The organism is Paractinoplanes rhizophilus (assembly GCF_042664765.1).
GTDB classification, from domain to species: Bacteria; Actinomycetota; Actinomycetes; order Mycobacteriales; family Micromonosporaceae; genus Actinoplanes; species Actinoplanes rhizophilus.
This window is the reverse complement of sequence record NZ_JBHTBJ010000012.1, coordinates 143,135-159,299: the sequence shown is the minus strand read 5'-3', so window position 1 is coordinate 159,299 and position 16,165 is coordinate 143,135. Positions and strand designations below refer to the sequence as shown.

The following is a 16,165-nucleotide window of genomic DNA, read 5'->3' as shown; positions in this document are numbered from 1 at the left end:
GACGCCGTGCTCACCGACATGATCAACCGTGCCCACGCGAACCACCACGCCTCGACCGGCGACGGCGCAACAGAACTCGCCGCCCTCGCAACCCAAGTCACCAGTTGCCAGGCCGCGATCAACCGATACCACGCCGCGTTCGAGAACGGCACCATGGACGACGCCGTCGCCGGACCCCGCATCCGCGAACTCCGGCACCGGCTCACCCAGCTACAAGCCCGCCACGCCCAACTCACCGACGAACTGAGTTGCCAGCCGGCTCCGCCGCCGCCGAGCACGATCGCCCGTATCCGCCCGTATCCGTGAACATCTGACCGAGATCATGAGCAGCGGAACCACCACCGAACGCAAAGCCGCGATCGAAACCCTCACCCACGAGGTCCGGCTCACCGCCCAAGGAGCCGTGCCCGTCTTCAGGATCCCCACCGAGACGACGATGCCCCCACCCGAACCGGATGAGGGCACACGCAACGAACAGCCGACGGTTCGCACAATGGTGCGGTCGGTGGGGCGGGCGGGACTCGAACCCGCGACCGAGGATGATGAGTTCCTGCGCGCGCTGAACCACAGATCTCCAAGATCACGCCCGCGCAAGTTGAGCGCGGGGCGGCTCCAGGGTGACCGGCAGCGCGTCCAGGCCGAAGACGATCGACGCCCGGCGTGTCGGCAGGCTCGCCGGGTCCACCGCCGGGCGCATCGCCGGGAAGCGCCGCACCAGCGCCGGGTACGCGATGCGCAACTCCATCCGGGCCAGCTCGGCGCCGACGCACCGGTGCAGGCCGTGCCCGAACGCCAAGTGCGACCGGCTGGTGGGCCGGCCGGCGTCGATCCGGTCCATCCCCGGGCCGAGCACGCCGTCCCGGTCGGCCGCGCTCAGCGAGCACATGACGATGTCGCCCGCCTTGATCGGCACGCCGGCCACCTCGAGGTCGCGGACCGCGAACCGGGGAAAGCCGACCTGCACCACGGTCAGGTAGCGCAGCAGCTCCTCGACCAGCGCGTCGGCCGGCTCGCCCGCGCGCAGCGGATCGGCGAGCCCGGGCTGGGTCATCAGCACCAGGGCGCCGAGCGCGAGCATGCTGGCGCTGGTCTCCAGCCCGCCGGTGAGCACGCCGTCGGCCAGCCCGGCCAGCTCCTCGTCGCCGAGCTCGTCGCCGTGGTCGCGGACCAGCGATCCGATCAGGCCGTCGCCCGGGTCGAGGCGCTGGCGGGCGACCAGGTCGCGCAGGTACGCCCGGGACTCGTTGATCGCGTCGAGCGGCGCGTAGGCGCCGCCGCCGAGGTCGAACCGGGCGGCGCTGAACTCCTGGACCGCCGCCCGATCGGCGTACGGGACGCCGAGCAGCTCGCAGATGGTCAGCGCGGGCACCGGCAGCGCGAATTCCTGCAGCAGGTCGACCGGCCCGTCGGCGCGGGCCATCGCGTCGAGCCGGTCGTCGACGATCTTCTCGATCCGGGGCTGCAGCCGGGCCAGGCGGCGCATGGTGAACTCGGGGGTGACCAGCCGCCGCAGCCGGGTGTGCATCGGCGGGTCGGTCATGCCGAGGCCGCCGGGCTGCGCCGCCGCGGTCAGCCCGATCTGCGCGGCGAACCGGCCGAAGTCGTTGCTGAAGCCGTCCGTGCTGCCCAGCACCGCCCGCACCGGCTCGTAGCCGGTGACCAGCCAGACCCGGATGCCCAGCGGCACCGGCAGCCGGCTGACCGGTGACCGCTCGCGCAGCCGGCCCACCTCGGCGACCGGGTCGAGGCCGTCGCGGAACAGCGGAAAGAGCGAGCTGTCCGGCAGCATCGACAATGAGCCGTCGAACGAGACCGGGCCGGCCCGCCCGCCGAATCGGCGGGCGACCCACCCGAGCAGGCGCAGCCGGGTCGATGAATACGTCCGCAAGTCGCCCCCAGACCGCCGTGGTTCTTCCCCGTGAGATACAGCGCATCTGATGGTCGCTCCAAGATCCCGATTTGCGCAGTGAGGTCGGTCACGACCCGGCAACGATGCGGTCAGCGGCGGCGGACCACGATCCGGCCGCCGCGCGCCGGTGCCACGGCTATTCCCCGGCTGTGCGGGCGCTCGTTCCGGTCGGTGGTGGGCTCGATCACGAAGTCCCGCAGGATGGTCCGCAGCACCACCCGCATCTCGAGCGAGGCGAACGCGGCCCCGATGCACCGGCGCACCCCGCCGCCGAAGGGGATCCAGCCGTACTTGTCCGCACGCGCTCCCATGAACCTCTCCGGATCGAAGCGCGCCGGATCGGGGAACAGCGTCTCGTTCTCGTGCAGCAGCGTGATGCAGGCCGTGGCGACGGTGCGGCGGGGAAGCGTCCACCGGCCGATCCGCAGCGCGTCGGCGCGTACCTGTCTCGCGGTGATCTCGACGACCGGCCGGACCCGCTGCACCTCCATGATCGTCGCATCGAGCAGGTCGTCGCCCCCGGCGGCGAGCCGGCCGAGCGCGGCCGGGTGCCGGCTCAGCTGCTCGAACGCCCAGGCCAGCGTCGTCGCCGTGGTCTCGTGCCCGGCGGTGAGCAGGGTCAGCAGCTGGTCGGCGATCTGCCCGCGGCTCATCGGCGAGCCGTCGTCGTAGCGGGCCTGCACGAGCAGGGCGAGCACGTCCTCCCGCTCGTCGAGACGCGGATCGGCGGCGGCCCGGTCGATCAGCCGGCCCACGATCTCGTCGTAGCGCCGCCGGTAACGGTCGAACCGCGCGCCCGGCCCGTACCCGCCGAGGTCGCGGCGCACGACCGGCAGCACGGCCAGGATCGAGCCCAGCTTGACCGCCTTGGGCAGCAGCTCGCGCAACTCGTCCAGTTCGGTCCCCGCGGCGCCGAAGACGGCTCGCAGCACCACGTTCAGCGTGATCCGCATGGTCGACGGCATGACCGGGAACGGCCGGCCTTGCGGCCAGGACTTCGTCTCGCGCGCCGTCTCGCTTTCGATGATCGACTCGTACGCCCGCAGGCGCCGCCCGTGGAACGGCGGGGTGAGCAGTTTGCGCTGCCGGCGGTGCTCGTCGCCGGTGATGGCGAAGAACGAACCCGGGCCGAGGACCGAGCCGAGGTTCTGATCGGGGGTGTCGGCCAGCTCGGGGCTGGTCTGGAACAGCTCGCGCACCTCGGCGGGATCGGCCAGCATCACCATGCGGCCGAGGTTGAGCGTCTGGATGGTGAAGGCCGACCCGTACCGGCGTTGCAGCCGGCGCATCGTGTGGCTGCGGGAGAACGCGAAGGTGAGCGCCTGGATCGCGCGGGGAGTGCGCGGACCGTCGGGCAGGACCGCGTGCGCCGTGGTTGTCGCCGTCATCGCCGGCCTCCCCTTGGTACGTTTGCGTACCGACTCACGGTACGTTCGCGTACCAACGGCGCACAAGGCCGCCGTCAGGTATTAGCGTGTGCATCGTGACGACCACTGAGGTGGGCACCTCACATCGCCGGCGGCTGATGGAGGGCCTGGCGGCCTGCATTCGCACCCGGGGGTATGCGGAGACGACGGTGGCCGACATCGTCCGGGCGGCGCGCACGTCCCGGCGTACGTTCTACGCGCATTTCGCCGACCGCCAGGAGTGCCTGGTCGCCTTGCTGGAGGAGAGCAACCAGCGCACCATCGCCCGGATCGCCGCCGCGGTCGACCCGGTCGCGGCCTGGGAGGTGCAGGCCCGCCAGGCGATCGAGGGCTGGATCGCCGCCGTGCAGGCCGACCCGCCGATCACGCTCAGCTGGATCCGCGACGTGCCGGCGCTGGGGCCGGGCCGGGCCCGGCACTTCCAGCGCTCGGCGATGCGCGCCTACGTCCGGCTGATCCAGGACCTCACCGACACCCCGCATCTGCGCGCCGCCGGCGTGCGGCCGCCGTCCGAGCAGCTCGCCACGATCCTGCTGGGCGGCCTGCGCGAGCTGATCGCCACCGCCGTCGAGGACGGCCACGATGTCGCCACGATCGTCGCCCCGGCCGTGGCGGCGACCCGGCTGCTGCTGGGACCACGCACCTGATCCGCGACCCGAGGGAGCTCACCACGATGGCCGACTACCCCCGCGGCTTGTCCGCATTCTCGCTCGAAGGCAAGAGAGCCCTGGTCACCGGAGGGAACCGCGGGCTCGGGTACGCGTTCGCCCGGGCCCTGGCCGACAGCGGCGCGACCGTCGCGTTCGTGGGGCGCGGCGCCGAGGCCAACGAGGCGGCGGTGCGGCGCCTCAAGGCCGAGGGCATCGACGCGTACGGGATCGGCGCCGACCTGACCGCGGACGACGAGGCCGATCGGGCCGTCGACCAGGCCGCCGAGCGCCTCGGCGGCCTGGACATCGTGGTCAACAACGCCGGGGTCTGCTTCCACAACCCGGCCTGGGACGCCACCGACGACGAGTGGCAGCAGGTCTTCGACCTCAACGTCCGGGCGGTCTGGAAGGTCAGCCTGGCGGCCGGCCGCCACCTGCGCGACAACGGCGGCGGCGCGATCGTCAACATCGGCTCGATCTCGGGCCTGATCGTCAACCGTCCGCAGGCCCAGGCGCCCTACAACGCGTCCAAGGCGGCCGTGCACCAGCTGACCAAGTCGCTGGCCGCCGAGTGGGCCCCGCACCACATCCGGGTCAACGCCGTGGCCCCCGGCTACGTCAAGACCGAGATGGCCCCGGTGGACCGCCCCGAGTACCGGCGGATGTGGATCGAGGACGCCCCGCAGCAGCGCTACGCGACGCCGGAGGAGATCGCCCCGAGCATCGTCTACCTCTGCTCGCCCGCGGCCGCCTTCGTCACCGGTTCCGTCCTGGTCATCGACGGCGGCTACACCGTCTACTGACCGGAGGTATGGCGAACCTCCTCCTTTCGGACATGTCCGGAATTACCCGGGCTTGTTAGCTTTGGTGCCGACGCAGCCAGCGTCGGCACCAGCGGAAGAAGGACGCCACATGACGACCCAGGACCGCCGAAGGACCCTCCGTTCGACGCCCGACCGCCGCCGCAGCGAGCCCGGCGGCCCGCGCCGCGCGCCCCTGGTCAGCGTGGTCGTCCCGACCCTGAACGAGGAGCTCAACCTGCCGCACGTGTTCGGCGCGCTGCCGGCCGGGCTGCACGAGGTGGTCCTGGTCGACGGCGGTTCGGTCGACAACACCGTCGCGGTCGCCCGGCGGCTGCGACCGGACGTGGTGGTGGTGCGGCAGACCCGTACCGGTAAGGGCAACGCGCTGGCCAGCGGATTCGCCGCGTGCACCGGCGACGCCATCGTCATGATCGACGCGGACGGCTCCACCGACCCGGCCGAGATCCACCGCTTCGTCGAGACGCTGATCAACGGCGCCGAGTTCGCCAAGGGCTCCCGGTTCGGCGAGGGCGGCCACAGCCACGACATCACCCCGCTGCGGCGGGCCGGCAACATGGGCCTCAACATGTTCGTCAACCGGCTTTTCGGCACCAAGTTCACCGACCTCTGCTACGGCTACAACGCGTTCTGGCGCCGTGCCGTACCCGTGATGGATCTTCCTTCGACCGACCTGCCGGCGCCGGCCGACGGCCGTAAGCTGTGGGGCGACGGCTTCGAGATCGAGACGCTGATCAACATCCGGGTCGCGGCCAGCGGCCTGCGGGTGCGGGAGGTCGCCAGCGTCGAGCAGGTGCGCATGCACGGCATGAGCAACCTCAACACCTTCCGCGACGGCGCCCGGGTGCTGCGCACCATCGTCAGCGAGTTCCGACGCCGCGGCGCCCAGCGCCGGGCGGAGGCGAAGACCGAGGCGTTCCTCCAGGCCGCCAACTCCGACCGGGTCGTGCCGGTCCTCGCCGTCCCCGGCGGCAAGTGGTACGGCACCGTGGACGCCCTGCTGACCGCCGAGACGCAGCTGCCCCGCGCGTCCTGACCCCGCGCCCTCAATCGGCGGCCGCGCCGATCGGGTACTTCCGATCGGCATCCAGTGGTAGCTTTCGTTACGCGAATCTTGGCTGCTGCTATACGGTCATGCCGCGAGTTGAGGGCCACGGGAAACCGTGGTCCATGTTCGGTTGGTTCTCCTAAGCACTAGCGGTTGGGAGTCGATGGCCTACCTGTGGACGACGACTTTCGCACCTACGCAGCACAGCGCACTCGCTGGTTCGATGTCGGGGTCAGCTCGGATGACGACCCCCACCGTGCCGGGGCGGCGGCGGCCTCCCGCGCGCTCACCGGCCCGGATCCGAGGCTGCTGGTCGTGTTCTGCTCGATCCGGATGGACCCGCACGCGGTGCTCGCCGGCATCAAGGAGGTGGCCGCCGGGGTCCCCCTGATCGGCTGTTCGTCCGGCGCCGAGCTCAGCGTCGAGGGCCCGGGCGCGGGTGGCGTGACCGTTGCCGCGTTCGGCGGTTCGGGCTTCTCCGTGCGCACCAGCGCCGCCACCGGCACCCGGACGGCGCCGCGCGAGGGCGGCCTCGAGGTGGCCCGCTCGGCCTTCGCCGGGATGGACGGAGCCAATCAGCTGATGCTGCTGCTGACCGACGGCCTGGTCGACGACCAGGACAAAATCATCGGCGGCGTCTACGAGATGCTGGGCGCCGGCGTGGCGCTGGCGGGTGGCGCCGCGGGCACGGCGCTGAAGCCCGACGGCTCCAACGCCAACACTTTCCACATGCACGACGGCGAGGTGCTCACCGACGCCGTCGTGGCCGCGGCGATCACCTCCGACGGGCCGTTCGGGGTGGCGATGCGGCACGGTTTCCGCGAGGTCGGCGAGCCCATGATGGTGACCCGCAGCCGCAAGGGGCGCATCTACACCCTGGACAACCGGCCGGCGCTGCACGCGTACCTGGACCGATTGGGCGCGCCGGCCGAGGCTTACCACGACAAGGAGGCGTTCGTCGCGTTCTCTCGGCTGCGGCCGCTGTGCGTGCTGCGGCGCGCGACCGAGGAGGTTCGCTTCGTCACCGAGCACGCCGACCTCGGCGAGGGTTCGCTGATGTGCGTCGGCGACGTCCCGGAGGGCGGCATGGTCTGGCCGCTGGAATCGGACGCGGACAGCACCATCGAAGCCGTCGACCGGGTCTGGCCGGCCGCGGTCGAGGCGCTCGGCGGCCGGCCGGCGCGCGGATTCCTGGTCTTCGACTGCGGCATCCGGCAGGACATCCTGAGTCAGGCCCCGGCCGGCGATCAGGGTGGCGAGGAGGTCGGCCGGATGGTTCGCCAGGCGGGCGGCCTGCCCTTCGTCGGCTTCTACACCTGGGGCGAGATCGCCCGGGTGCGCGGGGTCAACGGGCTGCACCACCAGTCCCTCGTCGTGCTGGCCGTCGGCTGATCGCACATGTACGACATCGCCGCGGCCCTGGTCGTACAGCAACTCGCCGAGTTCCTCGGCGCCCTGTCCGAGGTTTCGGACGTTCCGAACGCCTACCGCATCGCCACCACCAGCGCGGCGCGCGCCCTGGACGCCGAAATGGTCGCCGTGTTGCGTGGCGGCGCCGTGGCGGCCGCCGTCGGGTTCCCGGCGGGTCAAGCGCCGGTGCGGGAGCTGTCCGCGGTCGTCTCCGGCGAGCGAGCCACGGTGGACGTGCCCGGCTGTGGCCCGTGCCAGGCGATCTTCGCGCCCAGCGCCATCGAGCCGCCGGAATACCTGGTGGTGGCCCGGGGCGGCCCGGAGGGCTTCACGGTCGAGGAGGCGAGCCTCGTCCGCGGCATGGCCCGGGTGCTGGAGCTGCATGTCCACATGGTGCAGAGCCTGGCGGCCGAGCGCCGGCAGGCGGCGCTCAACAGCGAGCTCGTCGATTCGCTGAGCGAGCGCCAGCGCCTGCTCGAGCACCTGTCCGGGATCCAGCGCGCCATCGCCCGCCGCGCACCGCTGCCGCGCGTCCTCGACATGATCACCGTCGGTGCCCACGAGATGCTCGGCGGCGACGGCGTGGTGCTCTGGCTGCTCGACAGCGACGAGCCGGGCATGCTGGTGATGACCTCGGAGATGGGACTGCCGAAGCGGGCCGGGCGGCGGTTGTCCCGGCTCACGGTGGCGGAGGCCGGGACGGTGGGCCGGAGCATCGCCGAGGACCGGCTGGTGACGATCGCCGAACCGGGCGAGTCCGGCCTGGCGGTGCCCGTGCACGACAGCGGCACGGTCGTCGGCGCCCTCGCGGCGACGGCGCAGGGCGGCGACCGCAAGTACGAGAAGCGGGACCGGGACATCCTGCACGCCTTCGCCGAGCACGCCAGCCTCGCCGTCACCGACGCGAAGACGTTCCAGGCGCTCAACAAGGCGCACCACGACCAGGTCACCGGGCTGGTGAGCCGCAGCCCGTTCATGGAGCAGCTGCAACGTGGCCTGTCGGTCGCCGGCCGCGCGGGCGATCGGCTCGGCCTGCTCTTCGTCGACCTCGACGGATTCAAGCTGGTCAACGACTCGCTCGGCCACGCCGCCGGCGACACGGTGCTGGCCGAGGTCGGCGCCCGGTTGCGGGCCTGTGTCCGCGGCATGGACACCGTGGCCCGGCTCGGCGGCGACGAGTTCGCGGTCCTGCTGGCCGGCTTCGAGACCGACGACGAGGTCGTCTCCGTCGCCGAACGGGTCCTCGACCAGCTCAAGCGCCCGTTCGATCTGACCGGTCAGGACGTCTTCATCGGGGCGAGCGTGGGCATCTCGCTGAGCGACCCCACCTCGCCGGACGCCGACGCGCTCATCCGGGACGCCGACCTCGCGATGTATCACGCGAAGCGCACCGGCAAAGGGCGGTACGAGGTCTTCCGGCCGGAGATGCAGGAGGCGTTCGAGAAGACCGTCAACCTCGCGACGGACCTTCGCCTGGCCCTCGAGCGTGACGAGTTCGTCGTGTACTACCAGCCGATCTGCACGCTGGCCGACGGTGCGCCGGTCGGGCTGGAGGCGTTGGTGCGCTGGCAGCACCCGGCGCGCGGGATGGTCGCTCCGATGGAGTTCATCCCGACCGCCGAGGAGACCGAGCTCATCGTGCCGATCGGTCATCGGGTGCTGCGCGAGGCCTGCCGTTCCACCGCCGCGTGGAACCGGCGGCGGGCACTCGCCGGACTGCCGGAGCTGACCGTGCACGTCAACCTCTCGACCCGGCAGCTGCGCGGCGACACGCCGCAGATGGTGGCCGAGGTGCTCGGCGAGACCGGCCTGGCGCCGTCCAGCCTGGTCCTGGAGATAACGGAGTCACACCAGGCGTTCGACCTCGCCCAGGTCTGCGACCAGTTGCAGTGCCTCAAGGGCCTGGGCGTGGGGCTCGCCATCGACGACTTCGGCACCGGGTACTCGTCGCTGCTCGCTCTGCGCGAGTTCCCGATCGACACCATCAAGATCGACAAGGCGTTCGTCGACAACCTGGACGGGTGTTCCGATCGCTCGGATCTCACCCGGGCCATCGTTCAGCTCGGGCGGACGGTGCGGCGGGACGTCGTGGCCGAGGGCGTCGAGTCCGAAAGCCAGCGACAGGCGTTGCTGGACTGCGGCTGCCGCCTCGGCCAGGGCTACCTCTTCGCCAAGCCGCTGGACCACGCGGCGGCGACCGCCCTGGTGCTGCCGGCGCCGGCGCAGGTCGATGCGACTCCGGCGCGGGCCGACCGATAACGGATTTTCGCCCGGCAATTTGATTTCGGTGCGAACGGCGGTACGGCCGCGGCTGTCGGTCGACGAACGGTAAGGCGTGCGTTATCGTTCGACGGACGTCAATGTCGTAAAGCGAAGAGGGCTTGCATGAATCCGCGGGGTGCACTGTTCGCGGCGGCGTCGGCCGGCCTCTTGCTGGTGGCGACCGCGACCGTCGCCCGGGCCGCCGACCTGACGCCGGGCGCGCCGCCGGGCGTCTGCCCGGACGGCGCCGCCTATGGTCCGCCGCTGACCTCGGCGACGACCGTGGCGACCCGGCTGGTCGGCGGTCAGGCCTTCCTGGAAGGGCCGGTATGGGTCGCTGACCAGGGATATCTGCTGATGTCGGACATGGCGGCGGCGACCGGGCCGGAGCGGGTGCAGCCGTCGGCGATCCGGCGTTACGTCCCCGGCTCGGCCACGGTCGAGACGGCGATCGCCGACGCCGGCAGCAACGGCCTGGCCCTGTCGCCGGACGGCGGGTCGATCGTCGCGGCCACCCACGACAACCGCGGCATCTCGCGATACCAGCTCGCCGACCTTTCCCGGGATACCGTCGCCACCGATTATCAGGGTGCGGCCTTCAATTCGCCGAACGACGTGGCGATCCGCTCCGACGGCGTCATCTATTTCACCGACCCCGATTTCCAGCGCGGAAATCGGGCGGACGCGATGAACGGCCGGACCGGCGTGTTCCGGATTTCCGGGGGAACGGTGTCGCTGGTCGACGACGGCCTGCGGGAGCCGAACGGCATCGCCCTGTCCCCGGACGGCGGCACGCTCTACGTGGGCGCGTACGGCGAGAACAAGATCTACAGCTATCCCGTGGCGGCCGACGGCAGCACCGGGGACCGGACGCCGTTCGCATCCGTCGGCGGGCCGGACGGGGTGACGATCGACTGCGCCGGCGATGTCTACTGGGCGTCCGGCAGGGACGGCCGGGTGCACGTCTTCACCCCGGACGGCGTGCCGCTCGGAACGATCGTTTCCAGCGCCGGGACGACGAACGTCGCGTTCGGCGGCGCCGACCGGCAGACCCTCTTCGTCACGTCCGGGCGTACCGGCAACTCCGGGCTGTACAGCGTGCATCTGGGCGTGCCCGGTTACCCGTACTGAGATCCGTCATCGGAGGTCCCTCATGCTGCCCCGACGCGCGCTGCTCGCGGTGTTCGCCGTCGGCGTCCTGCTGACCGGCACCACCGCGGCCGGGAGCTCTCCGGCCTCGGCCGTGGCCGACACCCAGCCGCCGACCGCGCCCACCGATCTGACCGCCACCGATCTCAGCTGCTCCTCGGTCACGCTGAGCTGGTCGGCCGCCACCGACGACACCGGCGTGGCGTTCTACGACCTGTACCACGACGGCCAGGCGATCGGCTCCACCACCGGCGACGTCCGCACGGTCACGCTGGGCGTGGTCCCGGGCGCGCGGTGGGGCTTCTACGTCAACGCCCGGGACGCCGCCGGCAACGTCTCGCAGGCCAGCCGGACGGTGTCGGTCTCGGTGCCGTTCTGCTCGCCGGACACCACCGCCCCCAGCGTCCCGGCGGGGCTCACCGGCGAGGCCGTCGGCACCGCGGTGACCCTGCGCTGGGTGCCGTCCACCGACGACGTGGCCGTGACCGGCTACGAGGTGTGGCGCGACGGCACCCGGGCCGGCCTGCTCACCGGCTCGGCCGCCGACCCGCCGGCCACCACCTTCACCGACGCCGGGCTGGCGGCCGAGACCACGTACGCGTACACCCTGGTCGCCCGCGACGCGCAGGGCAACACCTCGCCGCCGAGCGACGCGGTGCAGGTGCGCACCGGCGGGTCGTGCGCGGCCGTCTGCGGCATCACCCAGGTGACCACCGAGCGCGACCTGCCGTGGGGCCTGGTGCAGTTGCCGGACGGGACAGTGCTCTACGCCCAGCGCGACCTGTTCACCATCCAGGCGATGGCGCCGGACGGCAGCGGCAAGCACAGCATCGGCCGGGTGCCGGACGCGGCCGGCACCAACGGCGAAGGCGGGGTGCTGGGCCTGGCGGTCTCGCCCGAGTTCGCCACCGACCACTGGCTGTACGTCTACCACACCACGGCGGCGGACAACCGCATCGTTCGGTTCCAGTACGACGGGACGCTGCGCACGGCGTCCCGGGAGATCCTGGTGACCGGGATCCCGCGCAACAAGTACCACAACGGCGGCCGGCTGCGGTTCGGCCCGGACGGCAAGCTCTACGCGGCGGCCGGCGACGGCCAGGATCCCGACCAGGCGCAGGACCTGAGCAACCTCGGTGGAAAGGTGCTGCGGCTCAACCCGGACGGCACCGTCCCGGACGACAACCCGTTCCCGGGCAGCTTCGTCTGGAGCTACGGGCACCGCAACCCGCAGGGCCTGGCGTTCGACTCGCAGGGCCGGCTGTGGGAGCAGGAGTTCGGCAACAACGTGATGGACGAGACCAACCTGGTGGTCAAGGGCGGCAACTACGGCTGGCCCGCCTGCGAGGGCACGGTCGGCGACGCCTGCGCCACCCCGGGATACGTCGCTCCGGTCCAGACCTATCCGGTCGCGGCGGCGTCGTGCAGCGGCCTCGCGATCGTCCGGGACGTGCTGTACCTCGCCTGCCTGCGCGGCGCCCGGCTCTACCGCGCGGTGATCGACGGTGACCGGCTGACCGGGATCCAGCAGTATTACGTGGGCACCTACGGCCGGCTGCGCACGGTCGAGCCGGCCGTCGACGGCAATCTCTGGCTGACCACCAGCACCGGGGGCGACAAGGACAGCATCCCGCGCAACAGCAACGAGCGGATCTTCAAGATCGCTTTGGGGGACGGCTGAGCCGGCGCGCAGAGGGCAGGTCGCCCGCCCCTTCCCGACTTCCCCGTGCGCCGTGGCGCAGCCGGGCGAGGGGCGACCTGCCTTCCCTGCAACGGGATCAATAGTCGGTGCCGGACCTTGTACGAAGCATGCGAGACTGGGCGCGCTCCTTGCGGATTTCTTGAATCCGCTGTTCGGGGCCGCGTGGGCGAGGGTGTGCGGAGGTCAGTTGGCGGCGCAGTTCGGGGTGCTCGGCGCGGTGGAGGCCCAGATCGCCGGCCGGCCCGTCGCCCTGGGGCACGCCCGGCAGCGCAGCGTCCTCGCCGTGCTCCTCGTCGAGGCCGGGCGGCCGGTCACGGTCGACCAGCTGATCGACCGGGTCTGGGGCGCGGAGGCGCCGCAGCGGGCCGCCGGCGCGCTTTACAGCTACCTGTCGCGGCTGCGTGCGGCCCTCGGCGACGCCGGCATCGGGATCGAGCGCCGGCCCGGCGGGTACGCGCTGACCGCCGACCCGCAGACGGTGGATCTGCACCGGTTCCGCCGGCTCGTCACGCAGGCCCGGGGCGCGGAATCCGACCGCTCCGCCGCCGAGCTGATCGCGCAGGCCCTCGGCCTGTGGCGGGGCGAGCCGTTCGCCGGCCTGGACACCCCGTGGCTGGACGCGATGCGGCAGTCGCTGCTGGGCGAGCGGCTCGCCGCCGAGCTGCACCACAACGACGTGCTCCTGCGGCTCGGCCGGCACGGCGAGCTGCTGCCGTCGCTCGCCGCCGCGGTGGCCCAGCACCCGCTCGACGAACGGCTGGCCGAGCAGATGGTGCTCGCCCTGTACCGGTCGGGCCGCCAGGCCGACGCCGACGAGCAGTACCGGCGGATCCGCCGCTGCCTGGCCGACGAGCTCGGCAGCGACCCCGGGGCCGGCCTGCGCCGGCTGCACGAGCGCATCCTCGCCGCCGACCCCACCCTGATCGCGGCGCCGGCGGTCCGGGCCGCCTCGCCCGCGACGGTGCCCGCGCAACTGCCCGCGGACGTGCGCGCCTTCACCGGGCGCACCGAAGAGCTCGCCGTCCTGGACAAGTCGCTGGCGCCGCCCGAGGGCGACGAGCCGCCGCTGACCGTCGTGCTGCTCTCCGGCACCGCCGGGGTGGGCAAGTCCGCCCTGGCCGTACGGTGGGCGCACCGGGTGCGGGACGCCTTCCCGGACGGCCAGCTGTACGTGAACCTGCGCGGCTACGACGCCGAGCAGCCGGTGGCGGTCGGCGACGCGCTGGCCGGCTTCCTGACCGCGCTCGGCGTGCGCGGAGCGGAGATCCCGCCGGGCGTCGAGGAGCGCGCCGGCCGGTACCGATCCGAGCTGACCGGCCGCACGATGCTCGTGCTGCTCGACAACGCGTCCTCGGTGGAGCAGGTGCGGCCGCTGCTGCCCGGCACCGGGTCGTGCCTGGTGCTGATCACCAGCCGCGACGCGCTGCCGGGCATGGTGGCCCTGTACGGCGCCGAGCGGGTCAACCTGGACCTGCTGCCTCTGCCGGACGCGGTGGTGCTGCTGCGCCGGCTGATCGGCGCCCGGGTGGACCGCGAGCCGGCCGTCGCCGAGCAGCTGGCCGCGGCGTGCGCCCGGCTGCCCCTGGCGCTGCGGATCGCCGCCGAGCTGGCGGCGGCGCGCGCCGATGTCGCGCTGGCCGAGCTGGTCGGCGAGCTGGGCGACCACCGGGTACGGCTCGACCTGCTCGACGCGGGCGATCCGCGCGCCGAGGTCCGCGCCGTGTTCTCGTGGTCGTACCAGAACCTGCCCGCGGACGCGGCCCGCGTGTTCCGGCTGCTCGGGCTGCACCCGGGCGAGTCGGTGCGGGCCGACGACGTGGCGGCGCTCGCGGACGCCGGCGCCGGCGAGGCCCGGCGGCTGCTCGGCGTGCTGGTCCGGGCCAGCCTGGTGCACGCCGGCCGGGGCGGCCGGTACGGCATGCACGACCTGCTGCGGGCGTACGCCGCGGAGCTGGCGGCCGCGCACGACCCCGCGCCGGAGCGCCGGGCCGCGCTGACCCGGCTCTTCGACCACTACCTGGCCGGCGCCGTCGCGGCGACGACCACGCTGTACCCGGACGCGGCCCGGCCCGGCACCGCCGACCTCGCGGCGGCCAGGCCCAGCACCGAGCCCGAGGCGGCCGGGGCCGGTGGCGACGCCGAGGTGGCCTGGCCCGGCGGCGGCCCGGAAGTGGCGGGGGCCGGCGCCGGCCCGGGCGCGGCGGAGGCGGCTCGAAGCTGGCTCGAGGCGGAACGCCCCAACCTCGCCGCCGCCTGCACCTATGCTGCCGCGCACGGCTGGCACCGCTTCGCGATCTCGCTCGCCGCGACGATGTTCCGCTACCTCGACGCCGGCGGCCCGGCCGCCGAGGCGGTCGCGGTCACCGCCTCGGCCGTGTCGGCGGCCCTCGCCCTCGGCGACCGGGAGGCGCGGGCCCGGGCCCTGTCCGACCTCGGCCGGCTGCACCGGCGGCAGGGCCGGCTCGAGGAGGCGGCCGCCACCTACCGGCAGGCCCTGGCCCTCTACGCCGACCTCGGCGAGCGCGCCGCGGAGGCGGTGGCGCTGCGCAACCTCGGCACCGTGCACTGGCGGCTGGGCGACTACCGGCAGGCGGCCGAGCATTACCAGCGGGCCGGGGCGCACTACCGGGAGCTGGGCGACGACGCCGGGCAGGCCGACGCGTCGGTCCGGCTCGCCCTGGTGGAGGCCCGGCTCGGCGACGCGGACCGGGCGGCCGAGCGGCTCCGGCCGGCGCTCGAGCTCTACACCCGGCTCGGCGACCGGTTCAGCGAGGCGTACGTGCTCTCGCTGCTCGCCCGGTTGTCCTGCCGGCCGGACGACCTCGAGCGGGCCGCCGCCCACTTGGAGCAGAGCCTCGCCGCGGTCCGGCAGGCGGGCGACCGCACGGCGGAGGCGTACGCGCTGACCGACCTCGCCGCGGTGCACGCCCGCGGCGGCCGGCTCACCGAGGCGGCGGACCATCTGCGCGGCGCGCTGGTGCTGCATCGCCGGATCGGGGACCGGGCCAGCGAGGCCGAGGCGCTCAACGACCTCGGCCAGGTGCTGCGGGCCGCGGGCGACGCGGCCGGGGCCCGCGCCCAGCACGAGCAGGCGCTGGTCCTGGCCCGGGAGATCGGCGACCGGTACGAGCAGGCCCGCGCCCACGACGGCCTCGCCGCGGCCGCCGGCGACGACGGCGCGACGCACCGGGATCGGGCCCGGCGCCTCTTCGCCGACCTCGCGGTGCCGGGCGCCCCCGGCTGGTAGTCACGCCCGGACGACGCCCTCGACCCACAGGACGGTGACCGGGCAGCCGCGGTCGCGGGCGTACGTGACGATGTCCGCCGTTCCGCCGAGGCCCCGGGACGGGCGGCCGTCCCACACCGCGAACAGGTGGTCGCACCGGTCCACCAGGGCCTGCCCGGCGGCCAGGAACGCCTGATCGCTGGGCTCCGGGAAGGGCATCGTGATCACCCGGGCCGCCGCCCGCCGGAGGTCCTCGAACCGGCTGCGGCTCTCGTCGGCCATCAGCGATCCGGCGTAGCCCTCGCACGGCAGCACTACCTCGAGGGTGCCGCCGGCCGCCAGCACGTGCGCCGCGAACAGCTGGTCGGCGCCGTCGGCGAGATTCGACACCCCGTGCGGATGCGAGCCGGCGGGCAGCACCCGGCCCCAATGGCGTACCGCGCGATCTGCCACGCTGGGCGGAAGGACCCGATGACCGGTGACACCGAACCGCACATCGACCTCCGCATCGGGCCTCGTCACGCTGCTACGCAGCATGACGATACGATCCCTTGCCTTTTC

At 73.1% G+C, this 16,165-nt stretch carries 12 protein-coding genes; 9 read left to right on the top strand and 3 right to left on the bottom strand.

Annotation, left to right across the window (positions count from 1 at the left end):
- Positions 1-6 precede the first annotated feature (6 nt).
- On the top strand, positions 7-306 hold the full coding sequence (locus ACFQS1_RS18725; protein ID WP_378969855.1) for a hypothetical protein: 300 nt from the start codon (positions 7-9) through the stop codon (positions 304-306).
- Between the two features lie 274 nt (positions 307-580).
- Here ACFQS1_RS18725 and ACFQS1_RS18720 read toward each other — a convergent pair whose 3' ends face one another.
- A complete protein-coding gene (locus tag ACFQS1_RS18720; RefSeq protein ID WP_378969853.1) occupies positions 581-1,888 on the bottom strand; it encodes a cytochrome P450 in 1,308 nt (435 codons plus the stop codon).
- A gap of 110 nt (positions 1,889-1,998) precedes the next feature.
- A complete protein-coding gene (locus ACFQS1_RS18715; protein WP_378969850.1) occupies positions 1,999-3,297 on the bottom strand; it encodes a cytochrome P450 in 1,299 nt (432 codons plus the stop codon).
- 95 nt (positions 3,298-3,392) lie between these two features.
- On the opposite strand from ACFQS1_RS18715, the gene ACFQS1_RS18710 reads away from it, so the two are divergent.
- From ACFQS1_RS18710 to ACFQS1_RS18675, 8 genes are all read left to right on the top strand, one after another.
- A complete protein-coding gene (locus ACFQS1_RS18710; RefSeq protein WP_378969848.1) occupies positions 3,393-3,983 on the top strand; it encodes a TetR/AcrR family transcriptional regulator in 591 nt (196 codons plus the stop codon).
- A 26-nt stretch (positions 3,984-4,009) separates the two neighbouring features.
- Complete coding sequence (locus tag ACFQS1_RS18705) at positions 4,010-4,789, top strand: SDR family NAD(P)-dependent oxidoreductase (protein WP_378969846.1); 780 nt, start codon at positions 4,010-4,012, stop codon at positions 4,787-4,789.
- 109 nt (positions 4,790-4,898) lie between these two features.
- Entirely contained in the window at positions 4,899-5,843 is a 945-nt protein-coding gene (locus tag ACFQS1_RS18700) for a glycosyltransferase family 2 protein (RefSeq protein ID WP_378969843.1), read from the top strand.
- A 186-nt stretch (positions 5,844-6,029) separates the two neighbouring features.
- The gene (locus ACFQS1_RS18695; RefSeq protein WP_378969841.1) at positions 6,030-7,247 is read left to right on the top strand and encodes an FIST signal transduction protein; all 1,218 of its coding nucleotides are present in this window, start codon (positions 6,030-6,032) and stop codon (positions 7,245-7,247) included.
- Between the two features lie 6 nt (positions 7,248-7,253).
- Entirely contained in the window at positions 7,254-9,524 is a 2,271-nt protein-coding gene (locus ACFQS1_RS18690; protein WP_378969838.1) for a putative bifunctional diguanylate cyclase/phosphodiesterase, read from the top strand.
- Between the two features lie 126 nt (positions 9,525-9,650).
- The gene (locus tag ACFQS1_RS18685) at positions 9,651-10,658 is read left to right on the top strand and encodes an SMP-30/gluconolactonase/LRE family protein (RefSeq protein WP_378969836.1); all 1,008 of its coding nucleotides are present in this window, start codon (positions 9,651-9,653) and stop codon (positions 10,656-10,658) included.
- Between the two features lie 22 nt (positions 10,659-10,680).
- A complete protein-coding gene (locus tag ACFQS1_RS18680; RefSeq protein ID WP_378969833.1) occupies positions 10,681-12,357 on the top strand; it encodes a PQQ-dependent sugar dehydrogenase in 1,677 nt (558 codons plus the stop codon).
- Between the two features lie 208 nt (positions 12,358-12,565).
- Positions 12,566-15,625 (top strand): AfsR/SARP family transcriptional regulator, encoded by a 3,060-nt coding sequence (locus tag ACFQS1_RS18675; protein WP_378969831.1) that lies wholly within the window; start codon positions 12,566-12,568, stop codon positions 15,623-15,625.
- Here the strand turns inward: ACFQS1_RS18675 and ACFQS1_RS18670 are convergent, their stop codons facing one another.
- The gene (locus tag ACFQS1_RS18670) at positions 15,626-16,141 is read right to left on the bottom strand and encodes a hypothetical protein (RefSeq protein WP_378969828.1); all 516 of its coding nucleotides are present in this window, start codon (positions 16,139-16,141) and stop codon (positions 15,626-15,628) included.
- Positions 16,142-16,165: the final 24 nt, after the last annotated feature.